Source organism: Microbacterium sp. Leaf288, assembly GCF_001422925.1.
GTDB lineage: Bacteria > Actinomycetota > Actinomycetes > Actinomycetales > Microbacteriaceae > Microbacterium.
Map to the genome: position 1 here is coordinate 543,589 of NZ_LMNI01000012.1, position 14,880 is coordinate 558,468.

Here is a 14,880-nt window from a genome sequence, read left to right on the forward strand (position 1 = left end):
AGATTCCCGACCCCCGTCGGGCGGGACACTCAGCAACCTAACGGACGGCGCCGACGCCACGCGATGGGGACCATTCCCCATGCCCGGGTGCCGCCTCGCGTCAGTGCTGCGGGGCCGTCTGCGGGACGGGCAGGACGGATGCCTCGACCAGCGGCAGCTGCACCGTGACCTGGCGTCCCGCCTGCACGAAGATGCCGCGTCCGTCGGGGAAGTCCGACCTCTTGACCTTCGGGAACGGCACCTTGAACACCGCGTCGCCGTCGAAGGCGTCGGGCTTGATGATGATGCCCTTGCGGCCGCCCTTGAAGTCGCCCACCAGGCCGAAGCCGCTGGTGACCTGCGTGACGTCGGCGTCGCCGATGAGCAGGTGCTCGCTGCGGTTGACCGCCTGGAACAGGGCCTTGAGGGGGCGCTCCGCCGGTGAGTCGGCGAACTGCGGCACGTCTTCGATCACGATCATGAGCCGCGCGTCGATGGACTCGTCGGCGACGAGCTCGGCGAGTTCGGTCGCGAGGTCCTTCGCCTCGTCGGGCGTCGTGGCGCTGCGCATCCAGGGAGCGAACTCCTTCAGCTGCGAGCGCCGGCCGCCGAAGTGGAACAGCCGCACCGTCGGGTCGAAGCGCACCATCGAGGTGACGAGGGCCTTCATCGCGTTGGTCTTGCCCGCCGAGGGCGGCCCCGCGACGACGAAGGTGCCCACCGGATCGAACTCGCGGGCCGCGAGCGTGTCTTCGGCGATGCCGAGCACCGGGAACTCGCCGATGCGATCCGGCAGCGCCTGCCAGGCGAGCCGTGTCGGCAGCGAGCCGATCTCGTCCACTTCTCGCGCGCCGTTCGCGCGAAGCTCCTCGGCCCACTGGCCCAGGAGCTTCGTCTGCTCGGCAACGTTCGGCGTGCCGCCGAGCACCGCGATCTGGGTCTCGAAGCCGTCGACGATGGCCCGGCCCGGCGCGGAGCGCTCGTCGAGCACGTCCTTCGGCGCGTTCAGCAGCGCGTAGGCGTTCTCGTCCGAGAGGCGCAGCACGACGCGGCGCGACACGTTCGAGCTGATCGCGGTGGGCACCGACCCGGAACGGTCGGCGGTCGCGACGACGTGCACGCCCAGCGGGCGGCCCTCGCCGAGGATGCGCATGAACGCCTGATAGAACGGCATCCGCGCGGTCGTCGACTCCCATTCGGCGCGGAACTGCGGGAGGCCGTCGAGGAGCACGATGATGCGCGCCTCGTCGCGCCCGGTGAGCTCGCGGTATTCCGCGATGCTCGAGGCATTGGCCGCGCTGAACCGCTTGCCGCGGTCGTCGAGGATGCCGCCCAGCGAGCGCATGATCCGCTGCACCCGCTCGGCGTCGTCGCCGGGGATGATCGAGCCGACGTGCGGCAGCACCTCGAGGCTCTTGAGGGCGCCGGCGCCGAAGTCCAGGCCGTAGACGGCGATGTTCTCGGCACGTCGGCCCATCGCCGCGGCGATCGCGACGGTGCGCAGCACGGTGGACTTGCCCGACCCGCTCGTGCCGTACACCAGGAGCGAGCCGTCGCGGTCGGGCTCGAAGTACACCGGCTCCTGCAGCTGGCGTTCCGGCACATCGCGCTTGCCGAGCAGGATGAAGCCGGGGCGCCCGGCCCGCAGCCGGCGGAGGTCGACGGTGGTCTCGAGGTCGTCGAGCCACGGGCGCCTCGGCGCCGGGATCCGCGCCGCCTCGGCGGCGGCGACCAGCGTCGCGACGATGCGCTTCTGGTCGTTGGGCCCGGGATCGACATCATGCGATTCGGATTCGCCCGAGTCCGGCAGCTCCCACCGCTGCACCGAGCCGAACCGCAGCTGCGCGACGCCCACGTCGGCGGCGGGCGCCTCGTCGGTGCTCCAGCCACCCGCGTAGGCGGACTGGAACGGGACGAGCCGGCCCGGGCCGGTCTTGGCGATGCCGCGGCCGGGGATGCCCGGGTCGAAGCGCGCAGCCACGGGGTCGTCGACGACGTCCTTCGAGTCCGACTCGTCGGCCATGCGCAGCGCGACGCGGAGGTTGGTGTTGGCGCGCAGGTTGTCTTTGATGACGCCCGCCGGCCGCTGCGTGGCCATGATCAGGTGGATCCCCAGGGAGCGGCCGCGCTGCGCGATGTCGACGACACCGTCCACGAACTCGGGCACCTCCCCCGCGAGCGCCGCGAACTCGTCGATGACGAGCACGAGGGCGGGCGGCGTGTCGGGGTCGCGCCGCTTCTCCAGCTCGAGCAGGTCCTTGGCCTTCTTGCGGTTGAAGAGGTGCTCGCGGTGGTGCAGCTCGGCGCGCAGGCTGGTGAGCGCGCGTCGTACGAGGTGCGGGCTCAGGTCGGTGACGAGGCCGACCGTGTGCGGAAGCTCGACGCAGTCGGCGAAGGCGGAGCCGCCCTTGTAGTCGACGAACAGGAACGTGACGCGGTCGGGGCTGTGGGCGGCGGCCATGCCGAGCACCCACGCCTGGAGGAACTCGGACTTGCCGGCGCCGGTGGTGCCGCCGACGAGGGCGTGCGGTCCCTGCGTCCGCAGATCGAGGGCCATCGCGTCCGTGGCTCCCTGGCCGACGATCGCGCGGAGGGTGCCGGCCTTCTTCAGGCGTGGCAGAACCGCGCCCGAGCGGTCGATGATCGTGTTGTTCTCGCGCCAGCGCTCCACGGCGGAGCCGGGATCCACGGCGAGCTCGGTGCCGACGAGCGAAAGGAACATGACCGAGTTCGGGATGTCGGACGAGTCCTCCACGACCGTGCTCGAGTCGACGACCGGGGCGAGCCGCTTGGCCAGCACCGTCATCAGCTCGTTCGACACGCCCTCGACCGCGGTCTCCGGATAGTCCACGCCGCTGCGGACCGTGCCCGCGTGGCCGTGATCGAGACCCCGGGACACGTCGATGAAGCTGCGGCAGACGGCGGGGAGCGCCTCGACGACGGGCGCCACGAACAGGCCGTAGACGCCGACGTCGGCGCCGCGCTCGAGCACCTGCGTGAGGCGCGCGCGATCCACGGGGGCGTCGGCGGTGACGATGACGAGCACCGCCGTCTGGCCGGGGAACGTGGCCTCCTCCGCGGCGCGCCGCACGTCGGTGCCGTAGCGCATCGGGTCCCACTCGTCATCCAGCGGCAGGCGCGGTGACGAGGCGGCCTTGGAGCGCTGCATGACGAGCTCCTCGAGGCCCGACAGCAGCGCGGCGCCGGTCGACGCCGAATCCGACAGCGGCATCTCGCGGAAGGGACTGCGCTCGCTGGAGGTGTGCGGAAGCCACTTGAGCCACTCGAGCTGCGTCGCCCATCGTGGTTCGGTGAGCGCGATCGCGACCAGTTCGTTGGGCGAGTGGAGGCCGAACAGCTGGACGCAGAGGCCCCGCAGGGCGTCGGCGGCTTCCCGCTCGCCTCCTGCGACGCCGATCACCCCGACGCTCTGCAGCGACTCGAGCACCGGTACGCCGTCGATCGTGCGGTAGCGATCCCGCAGCCGGTCGACGCGGTCGACGAACTCCTGCAGCGCCTCGGGCGATTCGGTTCTCTTCACCGTCGTGCGCGACGGGGCCTCGGCGGTGCCCAGGCGCACCGACAGGAAGTTCCAGTGCTCGGGCCGGCGGGTCCAGAGCATCGGGCCGAGCCGCATCGCCTCGTCGAAGACGACGGCCACCGGCGGCACCTCGGCGTTGCGGATCTCGCGCTCGCGCGGCCGCTCGCGATAGAGGCTCTCTTCGAGCTCCTCGAATGTGCGCTCGAAGATCTCGGTCTCTTTGCGGGCGCGCTGGCCGACCTGCGTGCGCTGGGAGATGAAGTTGCCGAGGAGCATGAGCGGCGACATCACCACGACCAGGAGCGAGCGAGGGTTGCCGTTCATCGCGAACAGCGCCATGCCGAGGATGAGAGGCGCGACCAGCATCGGCCACGGGAACAGCCGCGAGATCGGGTCCTTCGGCATCCGCGGCTCGGGCAGCTCCTCGCCCACGTACCGCGGCTCCACGCGCGGGCTGCGATTGAACAGGAGCGATCCGCCCCGCTCGAGGACGGGATCCTGTTCCACCGGCGCGAAGTCCTGCACCATGCGGACGACGACGTCCGTGTCGCCGAGCGAGAACCGCTGGCCGGGGATGACGCGGAGGCGCTGCACGAGGCCGCCGTCGACGACGATGCCGTTCGCCGAGTTCAGGTCGACCAGTTCGACCGACGCGCCGACCTCGACGCGTGCGTGCGACTTGGAGATGAGGGGATCCGGGAGGACGATGTCGTTGCCCGCGACGCGGCCGATGGTGAACTGGCCGCGCGGCAGCGGGAACTCGCGGCCGACGAGCGGACCGCCGACGATCGAGAGGATGGCGGCAGGCGGGCCCCCGTTCGTCCGCGTCGAGACGTACTCCTCACCGAGATTGACGATCGACGCGACGAAGCCCGAGCCCACCGCCGCGTCGCTGATGAGCGTCTCGGGCGAGAGCATCGTGAACGTCGACGACGTCGGAGGCGCCACCTTGAGCGTCAGCACGTCGCGCGGTGACGCGATGGTCTCACGCGCCGGATCGGTCTCGACGATGTGCCTCGCGACGTCCTGCACGGTCGCCGTGGTGTCGGCGGTGACCACGATGTCGATGTGCTGGGCGTTCCGGCGCTGCAGGGTGAGTCTGAGTCTCATGGGTTCCTCGCTGTGCTGCCTCAGCCGATGCGGACGCGGGCGCGCCGTTCGCCGAGCAGCAGGGTGTCTCCGGAGCGGACCGCGATGCCCTGGCCGGGCGGAAGGGCGTGCTCGACGCCGTCGCGGATCACCGCGCTCCCGTTGGTCGACGCACGGTCGATCGCGATGATGCTGCCATCCGTGCGCAGGAGCGCCAGGTGGGTCTTCGAGATGGATTTCGACGGGTCGTCCAGGGGAACGAGCGCGAGACCGGCGTCCCCTGGCCCAGCCGCCGGATCGCGGCCGATCAGGATTCCGGACCCGGCGAGCGCGATGCGGGCGCCGTTGTCGAACTCGAGGACGACGCCCGGCGTCGCAGGGTCGGCCGGCGACGACTGTCGCGCCGGGGTTGCGGGCGCGTCCGGCGGGCCTGCGAGAGCCGGCGCGGGCGCGGGGCTCGCGTCAGGCAGCAGCCGGGGCGGCGTCCACGGGATCCCCGGGCCGGAGTAGGGCGCCGTGGGCGCGATGGCCGCCGGCGCGGCGCCGGCCGGCGCCACGGCGGCAGGCGAAGGCGCGGGCGCCGAAACGGACGCGGGGGGCGCGGCATCCGTCCCGCTCACCTCGGCGGTCGCCGCGTACGCGTCGGTACGCGGCGCACCCACGACTCCCCCGCTGCTGCGGGTGACAGGAATGTAGGCGCCCGTGCCGGGGGGCGTCGCCGAGGTGGCGAGGGAGCGCAGCTCGCTGCGCTCGTCCGCGAGGTCGGTGGCGGCGGTCTTGCGGGCGATGCGCATGCGCTTGACGTCGTAAGGGTTGAGCCCGTCACGCGCGTCGACGAACCACGTCGCGCCGGCGAGGTCTGCCCAGCCGCGGCCCCGTCGCTCGGGGTCGAACAGCGGCGAACACGCGATGACGAGCACCGGGCCCACCAGCGGCACGAGGAAGCTGCCGTACAGCACGAGATAGCGCAGGACCGCGCCCCGCCAGAAGCCCGGGCGCTCGAGCGTGCGAACGTTGACCGATCGGATCCCGGTCGCCGCCTTGCCGACGGTGACGCCCTTGCGCCCGTGCAGCACGAGCTGCACCACGACGAACGCGGTCGTCAGCGCCGCCGATGCCGCCCCGCACGCGATGACCAGGCCGAGCCGGCCGGTGTCCGCGAGCGCCGCCGCGGCGTCCGGCGACGCCGTCGCGCTCAGGAGCGCAGGAAGGGTGACGAGGAGGACCGGGAGCTGGAGCACCAGCAGGATGCCGAGCTCGATCGACGTGGAGAGCACGCGCCGCCCGAACGGCGCCCTGCGCAGCCCGAGTGTCGCGGCGTACTCCGGCATCGGCCGGCCACGCCCGTCGAGTCCCTCGACGGCACGCGCCGAGTCGTCGATCTCCCAAATCACGGGTCCTCCTGGCGAACGCTCCGCATCGACCCTATCCGGACGATCGTGCCCCTCCCGCCGAGAACCAGGACATGGGGAAACAGCCCCATGTCCTGGTCGATCGGCAGATCGGCGCCTCCGGGTGAGATGCGTCAGTGGAAGAAGTGGCGCTCGTTCGTGAAGAACATCGTCACGTTCGCGGCCTTCGCCGCGGCGATGACCTCCTCGTCGCGCACCGAGCCGCCGGGCTGGATGATCGCCGAGATGCCGGCATCGAGCAGGATCTGGGGGCCGTCCGCGAAGGGGAAGAACGCGTCGGATGCTGCCACCGACCCGGCGGCGCGGTCACCGGCGCGCTCGACCGCGAGGCGGCACGAGTCGACGCGGTTGACCTGGCCCATGCCGATGCCGACCGTCGCCGAGTTCTTGGCGAGGACGATGGCGTTCGATTTGACCGCACGGCAGGCCTTCCACGCGAAGATGAGGTTGGTCATCTCCTCGTCGGCCGGACGCTCGCCCGACACCAGCTGCCAGTCCTTCGCGACGGACTCGATGTCGTCGGGGAAGCGGTCGGCGTCCTGCAGCAGCAGCCCACCCGAGACCAGGCGCACGTCCAGGCGCTCCTGCTGCCAGTCGGCGGGCAGCTGCAGCAGACGCAGGTTCTTCTTCGCCTTGAAGACCTCGAGCGCCGCCGGCTCGAACGACGGCGCGACGATGACCTCGGTGAAGATGTCCTTGAGGTTCTCGGCCATCTTGAGGGTCACGGTGCCGTTGGCGGCGATCACGCCGCCGTACGCCGACACGGGGTCGCACTCATGGGCGCGCAGGTGCGCGCTCGCGATGGGGTCGAGCGCGTTGGGCGCCGTCACCGCGATGCCGCAGGGGTTCGCGTGCTTGATGATCGCGACGGCGGGCTTGACCATGTCGAAGGCGGCGCGCAGGGCGGCGTCGGCGTCGACGTAGTTGTTGTACGACATCTCCTTGCCCTGGAGCTGGATCGCCTGGGCGATGCCGTGGCCGCCGTTGCGGGTGTAGATCGCCGCGCGCTGGTGCGAGTTCTCGCCGTAGCGGAGGGTCGCGAGGCGCTCGGCCTTGATCGTGAGGTGCGCCGGCAGATCCGCCTCGAGGAGCGTGCCCTCGGTGAACCAGGTCGCGACCGCGCGATCGTACTCGGCCGTGTGCGCGAAGGCACGGGCCGCGAGCTCGCGGCGCTGCACCAGCGTCGTGCCGCCCGCGCGGACCGCCTCGATGACCGCCGGGTACGACGAGGGCGAGACGACGATCGCCACGTTGGCGTAGTTCTTCGCCGACGCGCGCACCATGGCGGGACCGCCGATGTCGATCTGCTCGACGACGTCGTCGCCCTGCGCGCCGGAGCGCACGGTCTCGACGAACGGGTACAGGTTCACCACGACGAGCTCGAAGGGCGCGATGCCCAGTTCGCTGAGCTGACGCTCGTGGTCCTCGAGGCGGAGGTCGGCGAGGAGGCCGGCGTGCACGCTGGGGTGCAGGGTCTTCACGCGGCCGTCGAGGGACTCGGGGAACCCGGTCACGCTCGACACGTCGGTCACGGTGTAGCCGGCCTCACGCAGCAGCGTGGCGGAACCGCCCGTCGAGACGATCTCGACACCCGCGGCGGCCAGCGCCTCGCCGAGGGCCAGCAGGTCGGTCTTGTCGCTCACCGATACGAGTGCGCGGCGCACCGGGACGACATCGCGGGGGCGGTACAGGGCGGGGTCGTGGCTCGGTCCGGCCATGCGGGTCTCCTCGGTGGGGGTGGGGGTCAGAGCTGGGCGCTCGCGGACACCGCCGCGAGGTCGAGGTCGCCGGTCGCGACGCGGCGCACCACGTCGATCAGGAGGCGGCGTTCGACGGGCTTGATGCGCTCGTGCAGGGCGTGCTCGTCGTCGCCGGGGAGCACGGGCACGCGCTCCTGGGCGAGGATCGGCCCCGAGTCGACCCCGTTGTCGACGATGATGACACTGGCCCCGGTCTGCGCGACGTCGGCGGCGAGCGCGTCGCGCACGCCGTGCGCACCCGGGAACTCCGGCAGGTACGCCGGGTGGGTGTTGATGATCCGCGGCGACCACGCGTCGACGAGGTCCGCCGGCAGCAGGCGCATGAGACCGCTCAAGACGACGAGGTCGGGCTGCCACACGTCGAGCTGGGTGCCGAGCTCGGCGCCCCACTCCTCGCGGCTCGCGAACTGCGCGAACGGCACCATGAACGTGGGGATGCCGTACTCCTCGGCGTGCGCGAACCCGTCGGCCTCGCGGTCGGCGCCGACGACGACGATGCGGGCCGGGAACTCGGGATCGGCCGCCGCGTCGAGCAGAGCGCGCAGGTTCGAGCCTGTGCCCGAGATGAGAACAGCGACCGTCAGCACCGGCCTAGTCTAATCGGAACCATCCCTCACGCCGGGCGGTGCCGACCGCGGGAGCTCGATCGGCTCGGTCATCGCTTCCGATGCGACGCCACCACCGGCGTCCGGCAGCGGCGTCGACCGCGATCCGCGCGCGGGAGGGGACGGATGCCGCTCCTCGTCCTCCTCGGCGGCCACCGCGCCCGAACGCCGGGCCGTGAACGCCGCGACCGCGGCGAAGGCCGCAGCCTCCGGAGGTTCGGGGTGCGGCCCGTCGTCCGCCGTCGCCGGCTCGACCCCGGCCGCGGCGGGCGTGGAGTCCTGCGCGGCCGAGTTCCCACCCCCCGCCGAACGCGGCGACAGCAGCAGGATCGCCGCGCCGAGCAGCACTTCGAGGCCGACCGCGAGCGCGACGGGCCCGGCATCCGGTCCGAACTCGGCCAGTCGCCCCGGTCCGAGGGACCCCGACGCCGCCCAGGCCAGCAGCGCCGCGGCCCCGCCCGAGAGCAGCGCGATGCCCGCGGTCACGACGAGCCGCGCCCCGATCGGATCCTCCGGCGCATCGACATGCGCGTCGAGATGCGCGTCGGCCCCGGGCTCCTCCGAGGGCGCCCCCGACAGCAGCCCGCTGAGCGCCGCGGTCTTTCCGGCATCGAACCGCGACGACGCCGCGCCGGCGGCGGGCGCGGGCTGCAGCTGGGCCCACGCACCCGGAGGCTCCGCGCGGCGCGCCAGCGCCGCGTGGAGGGGGTGTGGGGACCGTTCGCGGAAAGATCCGCGGGCGTGCAGAAGCCGCGATCGCGCGATCCACCCGGCGAGCGCGCCCAGGGCGATCGGCAGCAGGGCGAGCAGCAGCAGCCACGACGTCGTCGATTCGGGGACGGCGCCGAGTACCGGGAGACCCGGGATGACGCCGACCTGGGTTCCTGCGGGCGAGACCGCCGTGCCCGTGCCGACGGCGAAGCCGGGTCCGGCGACGAAGCTCATCCCCCACACCGCGAGCGTCGGCACGTAGGCGAGCTGGGCGAGCGTGATGACGGTCGCGCCGATGGGGTCGACGTCGCCCGCCTGGAACAGCGCGACGATCTGACCCGCGCGGGCGAACAGGGCGACGGCGGCCACCGCGGCGCCGACGCCGACGAGCCCGACCACGACGACGGCCGTCCCACGCGCGACGAGCGCGGGCACCTCTCCCCAGCCGTGCGGCACCGCCTCGACGCGGTCGCGCAGGCGCGCGATCGCGCCGGACCCCGCCTCGGACCACTCCGTCACGACCGCCGCGACGAGGGCGGGCAGGGCGAACACGAGCGTCGGCACGAGGATGGCCTGCCACGTCTCGGCGCGCGCGACGTCGTTGGCACCGGTCAGCGCGGCACCGGTCGTCACGAGCGCGAACACGGCGCTCGAGGTGAGCACGCCGGTGAGCCACGCGTCGGCGTGCGAGGCACGGGCACCGGAGCGGGCGGCGAAGATGGCCGTGAACCCGGCGAAGGCCAGCGGGGCGAGCGAGAGGACGAACGATGCCGCGCCCGCGTCGATCCCCGTCGCGGCGAGGTAGTCCGGCGGCAGCGTGATGGTGAGCGGCACGAGGTTGCCGAGCTGCCACACCGACACCGCCGACGGCCACAGCACGCCCCAGTCCGCACCGCCGCCGAATCCGAACACCCACAGCAGCGTGAGCGGAGCGAGGGTCACGGCAAGGCCGACGGCCGCCGCGATGACGGCGTCGACGGAGGCGAGAAGGGCGACGATGAGGCGATGCATGCGCCATCGACCCTACTTCGGTGCACCGCCCCGGCCGGGGCACCCGCGCGCGGGGCCCCGGCATCCGTCCAGCGAATCCTCAGGTTGGGGCGAGAGCGACTAACGTTTCACCTCGGAGGTCCCCCCACATGAGCACAGCCGAGTCCACGGCACCCAACGCCCCCGACGAGACCGAGAACGCCGAGACCCCGGAGCCGAAGAACGGCTTCGACAGGTTCTTCGAGATCACCAAGCGCGGATCGACGATCCCCGCCGAGATCCGCGGCGGTGTCGTCACGTTCGTCACGATGGCGTACATCGTCATCCTGAACCCGATCATCCTGTCCAGCGGCACGGACGTCGCCGGCGACACCCTCGGTTTCACGCAGGTCGCCGCGACCACCGCGCTCACCGCCGGTGTGATGACGGTGCTGTTCGGTCTGGTGACCCGCCTGCCCTTCGCGTTCGCGGCGGGCCTCGGCATCAACTCGTTCCTCGCCGTCTCGGTCGTCGGACAGGTGACGTGGCCCGAGGCGATGGGGCTCGTCGTCATCAACGGTCTGATCATCGTGCTCCTCGCGGCGACGGGCCTGCGGCGCATGATCTTCGACGCCGTGCCGATCCAGCTGAAGCTCGCCATCACGGTCGGCATCGGCCTCTTCATCGCGTTCATCGGCTTCGTCGACGCCGGCTTCGTCACGGCGACGGGCGCGTCCTCTCCCCCGGTCGGCCTCGGCGTGAACGGCTCGGTCGCGACCGTGCCGACGCTCATCTTCGTCTTCACCCTGCTGCTGACCGGCATCCTGGTCGCCCGCAAGGTCAAGGGCGGCATCCTCATCGGCCTCGTGACCGGAACGGTCGTCGCGGTGATCGTCGAGGCGATCTGGAACATCGGCCCGAAGTTCTCCGGCGACGACGTCAACCCCGGCGGGTGGGGCCTGTCGGTCCCCGAGCTGCCTTCGTCGCTCGTGAGCGTGCCCGACCTGTCGCTCGTCGGCCAGGTGTCGTTCGGCTCGTTCGAGCGCATCGGCGTGCTCGCGGCGCTGATGCTCGTCTTCACGCTCGTCTTCACCAACTTCTTCGACGCCATGGGCACCATGACCGGTCTGTCCAAGGAGGCCGGCCTCGCGAACGAGAAGGGCGACTTCCCGCGCATCAAGTCGGCGCTCATCGTCGAGGGTGTCGGCGCCGTCGCGGGCGGTTTCACGTCCAGCTCCTCGAACACGGTGTTCATCGAGTCGGGCGCGGGCATCGGCGAGGGCGCTCGCACGGGCCTCGCGAACGTCGTGACCGGTGGCCTCTTCCTCGTCGCCATGTTCTTCACCCCGCTCGTGTCGATCGTGCCCACCGAGGTCGCAGCGTCGGCCCTGGTCATCGTCGGTGCGCTGATGATGTCGCAGATCCGCTTCATCGACTTCTCGGACTTCTCGATCCTGCTCCCGGTGTTCCTCGCCGTCACGGTCATGCCGCTCACGTACTCGATCGCGAACGGCATCGGCGCGGGCTTCATCTCCTGGGTCGTCGTCCGGTCGCTGTCGGGCAAGGCCCGCGAGATCAGCCCGCTGCTGTGGATCGTCGCCGCCGGCTTCGTGCTCTACTTCGCGCGCGGACCGCTGGAGACCCTGCTCGGCTAGCCACACCTCGAAGGGGATGGTCCCCACTCCCCCCTCCCGACGCCGCTGGCGCGTCGCCCGGAGCCTCCGGGGGCGGGCCCCAGCTGGGGCCCGCGGCATCCATCCCCTTCGGCGTCTCCGGGGTCGAAGTCGCCGGGTTCGGGGCGCGTTCTCTCCGTTGGGGCGCGGGAAGTGCGCCCCGACGGAGGAATGACGCCCCAAACCCGGGTGGACACTCCGGGGCCGGGCACCGCGGATCAGCGCAGCGGGGTCCAGCCGGGAGGTGTCGGACCGTCGTCGGCGGCGCGCTCGGCGTCGGCGCGGGCCGACCAGCCCTGTGCGGCATCTGCGCCGTCGAATCCGCCGCGTGCCACGCGGAACCCGACGTCGTCGTGGTGCATGCGCGGGGCGCCGCCCCGGCGGGTCGAGGCGCGCACGCTCCACGCGTCGTCGGCGAACCCGCCGCCCCGGAACACGCGGTAGTCGGCGTAGCGGGCCGGGTCGAGCAGGTCCCAGGTCCACTCCCACACGTTGCCGAGGGTGTCGAACAGGCCGTTCAGGTTGGGGAGCTTGCCGCCGACGTTCTGCGCAGCGGTCACGCCGTCGGCGCTCGTCCACGCGACCTCGGCGAGGAGGCCGTAGTGCGGTCCCGTGGAGCCTGCGCGGCAGGCGTGCTCCCACTCGGCCTCGGTGGGAAGGCGGAAGCCGTCGGAGTCGACGTGCCAGGTGACGTCCTCGCCGTCGAACGAGTACGCCGGGTCGAGCCCTTCCCACTCCGACGCCGCGTTGCAGAACCGGATCGCGCGCAGCCAGCTGACGTCGGTCGCGGGGCGGCGCGGGTGCGACGCCGGCTCGCCGAGCAGTTCGGCGAGCTGCGCCTGCGTGACGGCATACACGCCGATGTCGTAGGGCTCGAGTTCGACGCTCCAGCGTGCCTTGCGCCGGGCGTCGTGCAGGGTGACCGCTCCGCCGGCGATGCGGGCGAGTTCGATGTCGGTCACCGCGGAAGTATCCCACGCACCGGTGGGGGCAGCACGCTCAGGGGGCGCGACGCCAGGAGCCCGACGTCGGCAGCTCCCCGCCGAACAGCTGCCGCACGGTGACGAGCTGGAACCCCCGGTCGAAGAGCCCGTCCAGGACGGCGCCCGCGGTGCGCGCCGTGACCGCATGGACGTCGTGCAGCAGGACGATCGACCCGGCGCGCGGCTGTTCGACGGCGCGTGCGATCAGCACGTCGTCAGCCGGGCCCTGCCAGTCGAGGGTGTCGATGTCCCAGAGGATCGCCGGCATACCCGCTGCGGCGAGCACCCGCGGTGTGAACTCGCCGTACGGCGGACGGAACACGGTGATGTCCTGCCCGGACACCGCCTCGAGCGCGCGCGTGGAGTCGACGACCTGGGCGGTGACCTGCGCGTCCGTCAGCTGGGGCAGATGCGGGTGGTTCCACGTGTGACCCTCGACTTCGTGCCCCTCCCTCGTCATGCGGGCGAGCGTGTCGGCGTAGCCCTGCGCGTTCTGGCCCATCGCGAAGAACGTCGCCGCGGCGTCGCGAGCCGCCAGTTCGTCGAGGATGCCGGGCGTGTACGACGACGGACCGTCGTCATAGGTGAGTGCGACGCAGGGCACGAGGTCGCAGTCGACGGCGCGGGCTCCCGCGGGCGCCGCGACGGGTCCGGTGTAGGGCTGGCCGGAGGAGGCCAGCACGCGCGCGCCGAGCGGCGAGACCAGGTCGGCCGCGACCTCGGCCGGAATGGCGAACTCGATGGGCTCGGTCGTCGCAGGCGCGCCCAGCCCGGCCAGGTCCGGTGCGGTGAAGCCCGGTGCGAGGGTGATCACGAGGCCTTCGTCGGACGGCACGGTCGAGCCCAGCGCGGCCTGGATCGCCGCGATCTGGGTCTCATCGCCCACGACGACCGGGCGGTGGCTGAGTGCGCCCGCGTCACGCCGGAGCGCCTCGACGATGTGCGCGCCGAGCGCCGCGGCCGCATGCTCGGTCCACAGACCGTCGGCCGCAGCCGTCTCACCGGTCGCGACATCGGTGTACAGGGTGGTCGTCGCATCGAAGTGCACGCCGGCGGCGTCTGCGCTGACCACTCGGACGCGCTCGCCCACGATCGTCCCGCCGGCGGCGACGATGCCGCACACGACGGCGGTCCCCGACCCGCCCACCGGCCCGAACGCGGGATCGGCGAGGAGCTGCGCGGCCGGGCGCCGCGTGCTGCCGGAAGCGCAGCGCCGATCCCCGAGGCCGGACCCGACGGCCGAAGGCGCCGGCACGAACGCCGTCCCCGATGCGACCACGCGGTCCGCGATCGCGCCGCGGACGAACTGCTCCACCTGGGCGTTGAACGCGTCGGTGGTGGCGCCGGCCGGCAGGAGGGCGACGCGGGCCTGGAGGCCGACGGCGTCGTTGCGCACGCGCAAAGGGACGATGCCCGCGCCCAGCGGCCCGTCCGCGGCGGCGGAGATCTCGGGAACCGGATCCGTCGCGTGCACGACCTCGGGTGCCCACGCCGGAGGCTCCCAGCCCTCTTGCGACGCCGGCGCGCACGCCGACAGCGCGAGGACCGCAGCGGCGAGGGCGGCCACCATCCACCGCGCCCTCATCGCCGGATGCCTTCCAGCAGATCGCCGATGGCGGACCGGTAGGCCGCCGGTTCAGCGCCCTCGGCCGGCGAGACCTGCACGGTGACGCGCACGCTGGGGGCAGCATCCGGTTCGCCCACCCCCGCGACGACCCCGCCGTCGTCGAGGTCGACGTGCACCGCGGTGAGGCCGGAGGCGAGCAGCTCCGAACGAGGATCGCCCGCCGCCGCGGCGGCGACGACGTCGCCGGGCCTCTCGTCGACCGACTCGAGGCTCGCGCGCAGCGCGCCGTCGGGTGTGCGCACCGTGATCGCGTCCTCCGAGTGGCGCGTGACCACCCAGTCGGCAGGCACGACGACCGAGGCGTCACCGAGGTCGGTCGGGTCGCTCCCATCGGAGACCTCGCTCGAGAGGTTCGCGATCGTCGGCGGGACGGCGACGAAGGCGGCGACGGCCACCGCCGCCAGCACGAGGGCAGCGGCCGCGCAGGCGAGCGCGATCTCCCACCTCCGCGCGGTGGATCCGACGCGTGCGTCCCCGGACACGGCCACCCCCTCGACGGGGCCGAGTCTAGGAGCGGTCTCGGGGCGGACC

General features: G+C 72.4%; 9 protein-coding genes. 1 reads left to right on the forward strand and 8 read right to left on the reverse strand.

All coding sequences use genetic code 11. The features are described from left to right. Positions 1-100: 100 nt before the first annotated feature. The 5 genes from ASF40_RS16065 to ASF40_RS16085 all read right to left on the reverse strand — a co-directional run bounded on the left by ASF40_RS16065 (position 101) and on the right by ASF40_RS16085 (position 10,108). Positions 101-4,630, reverse strand: a complete 4,530-nt coding sequence (locus ASF40_RS16065; RefSeq protein ID WP_056370826.1) for an FtsK/SpoIIIE domain-containing protein — start codon at positions 4,628-4,630, stop codon at positions 101-103. Positions 4,631-4,650: 20 nt separating this feature from the next. After that, on the reverse strand, positions 4,651-6,003 hold the full coding sequence (locus tag ASF40_RS16070) for an RDD family protein (RefSeq protein WP_056370828.1): 1,353 nt from the start codon (positions 6,001-6,003) through the stop codon (positions 4,651-4,653). A 131-nt stretch (positions 6,004-6,134) separates the two neighbouring features. Beyond that, entirely contained in the window at positions 6,135-7,739 is a 1,605-nt protein-coding gene (gene purH / locus ASF40_RS16075) for a bifunctional phosphoribosylaminoimidazolecarboxamide formyltransferase/IMP cyclohydrolase (protein WP_056370830.1), read from the reverse strand. A gap of 26 nt (positions 7,740-7,765) precedes the next feature. Continuing rightward, the gene (purN, locus tag ASF40_RS16080; RefSeq protein ID WP_056370832.1) at positions 7,766-8,368 is read right to left on the reverse strand and encodes a phosphoribosylglycinamide formyltransferase; all 603 of its coding nucleotides are present in this window, start codon (positions 8,366-8,368) and stop codon (positions 7,766-7,768) included. 9 nt (positions 8,369-8,377) lie between these two features. Further along, on the reverse strand, positions 8,378-10,108 hold the full coding sequence (locus ASF40_RS16085; protein ID WP_056370833.1) for a cell division protein PerM: 1,731 nt from the start codon (positions 10,106-10,108) through the stop codon (positions 8,378-8,380). Between the two features lie 128 nt (positions 10,109-10,236). On the opposite strand from ASF40_RS16085, the gene ASF40_RS16090 reads away from it, so the two are divergent. Continuing rightward, positions 10,237-11,721 carry an NCS2 family permease gene (locus ASF40_RS16090; RefSeq protein WP_056370835.1) on the forward strand — a complete coding sequence of 495 codons (1,485 nt, stop codon included), beginning with the start codon at positions 10,237-10,239 and terminating at the stop codon, positions 11,719-11,721. 236 nt (positions 11,722-11,957) lie between these two features. Here the strand turns inward: ASF40_RS16090 and ASF40_RS16095 are convergent, their stop codons facing one another. Genes ASF40_RS16095 through ASF40_RS16105 form a run of 3 tightly spaced genes read right to left on the reverse strand, consistent with a single transcriptional unit; the run spans position 11,958 to position 14,831 of the window. Then, entirely contained in the window at positions 11,958-12,701 is a 744-nt protein-coding gene (locus ASF40_RS16095; protein WP_056370837.1) for a formylglycine-generating enzyme family protein, read from the reverse strand. A gap of 37 nt (positions 12,702-12,738) precedes the next feature. After that, the gene (locus ASF40_RS16100; protein ID WP_157549726.1) at positions 12,739-14,307 is read right to left on the reverse strand and encodes a polysaccharide deacetylase family protein; all 1,569 of its coding nucleotides are present in this window, start codon (positions 14,305-14,307) and stop codon (positions 12,739-12,741) included. Continuing rightward, on the reverse strand, positions 14,304-14,831 hold the full coding sequence (locus ASF40_RS16105) for a hypothetical protein (protein WP_157549728.1): 528 nt from the start codon (positions 14,829-14,831) through the stop codon (positions 14,304-14,306). Before ASF40_RS16105 ends, ASF40_RS16100 begins: the two co-directional genes overlap by 4 nt. Positions 14,832-14,880: the final 49 nt, after the last annotated feature.

Coding starts and splice junctions, on each gene's coding strand:
- ASF40_RS16085 (WP_056370833.1), bottom strand. CDS start 10,108: ATGCATCGCCTCATCGTCGCCCTTCTCGCCTCCGTCGACGCCGTCATC.
- ASF40_RS16065 (WP_056370826.1), bottom strand. CDS start 4,630: ATGAGACTCAGACTCACCCTGCAGCGCCGGAACGCCCAGCACATCGAC.
- ASF40_RS16090 (WP_056370835.1), top strand. CDS start 10,237: ATGAGCACAGCCGAGTCCACGGCACCCAACGCCCCCGACGAGACCGAG.
- ASF40_RS16100 (WP_157549726.1), bottom strand. CDS start 14,307: ATGAGGGCGCGGTGGATGGTGGCCGCCCTCGCCGCTGCGGTCCTCGCG.
- purH (WP_056370830.1), bottom strand. CDS start 7,739: ATGGCCGGACCGAGCCACGACCCCGCCCTGTACCGCCCCCGCGATGTC.